Origin of the sequence: Pseudoalteromonas sp. SR45-5, from assembly GCF_014163565.1 — a bacterium.
Lineage (GTDB): Bacteria > Pseudomonadota > Gammaproteobacteria > Enterobacterales > Alteromonadaceae > Pseudoalteromonas > Pseudoalteromonas distincta.
Genome location: NZ_JACJDN010000858.1, coordinates 1 through 1,318, shown reverse-complemented (window position 1 = coordinate 1,318; position 1,318 = coordinate 1). Strand labels below are relative to the sequence as shown.

Sequence of the window (1,318 nt, the reverse complement as noted above, 5' to 3'; positions counted from 1 at the left end):
CATGCCTAACGCCGCCCATTTCCCCAATTTTTGTTATCAAGCTATTTTCAGAAGCGCCTTCTCTAACTCTTATCTGTAATACTTTTAATGCATCATCAAAACTTGCGATTCCAGCATCATTATTACTAATCTCATCAAAAACAGCTTCTAATTCAGCTTCTGTAACATCATCGTTTAAATGTACTAATACTTCATTCAGCGCTGCCTCAACGGTTTGCCCATCTATAACAATATTTTCACTACCACCAGGTATAGACATAACACTTGCGGCAACATTAGTCACATCAACAAAAACACTACTTGTAGCTGTTTGACCATCATTATCTGTCACTGTTAAGCCAAAAGTTAACGTTGTATCAAAATCAACTTCTGGAGCAATAAATTTTAAAGAATCATTGGTTAAGTTATCAATTTCAATGATAATGCCGTCAGTTTGTTGCCAAGCATACGACACTATTGAGCCATTAGAATCTTCTGCTATGCTTGTAATTTCTACTTCTGTATTTTCTTCAACAGTGACTCTTTCGTTTAAGCTCAATGTTGGTTCTACTAGTACATTTTTAATAGTAATTGAAATAGAGTCAGATGCAGTCAAACCACCATCATCAGTAGCAACTAATTCAAATACAACAACTTGCTCTTCATCTACTTCTGGCGCTGTAAAAGAAAGGGTGCTTGTATCTAAGCCGCTAAGCTCTAAATCAATCCCAGAGGTTTGCTGCCATGCATAGCTTGCTATTGTACCGGTTGAGTCTTCAGCTGTTCCTGTAAATGAAATAGATTGATTTTCATCTACGATAAGGTCAGCTCCTGCATTTACTGAAGGTGCTGTATTGGCTACTACTTTAGGTGTTTCACTAGTACTAGATGGGTCTTTATCACTGCCACACGCAGTTAAAATAGAGGTTGCGATTAAACACAATGCAAAGCACTTTGTCTTTTTCATTTAATAAATCCTTTTGAAATTTACTGATTTTTAGTAAATCAAACATCCGTTTAAAACTAAAATCGGGTGTTTTGACCCAATAAAAAGTTATACTGAAACCTTATTTTAACTAAATGACACTTAAAGGCAACAATTAAAAACCAAATAAAACAACAGGATAGCAACTTAAGCAACACAATACCGTACCACTTATCAGAACAATAAAAAAAATAAAACACAAATAATTAACTTAATTAAAATAATAAAACGAAGCGATACTTCCTAAAACAACTCACTCCCCCCTTATTTCTAGATAAAAAAGGCTAAAAAACTAATTAGCATAATATTTATTAGGTAAATATAACCTTGATAAATATCGCAACCTTTATTGCC

1 protein-coding gene is annotated in these 1,318 nt (G+C 34.1%); it reads right to left on the bottom strand.

The features are described from left to right. On the bottom strand, positions 1-946 hold a 946-nt coding region (locus tag H5072_RS19625; protein ID WP_404936343.1), incomplete at its 3' end, for a PKD domain-containing protein. Between the last annotated feature and the right edge of the window lie 372 nt (positions 947-1,318).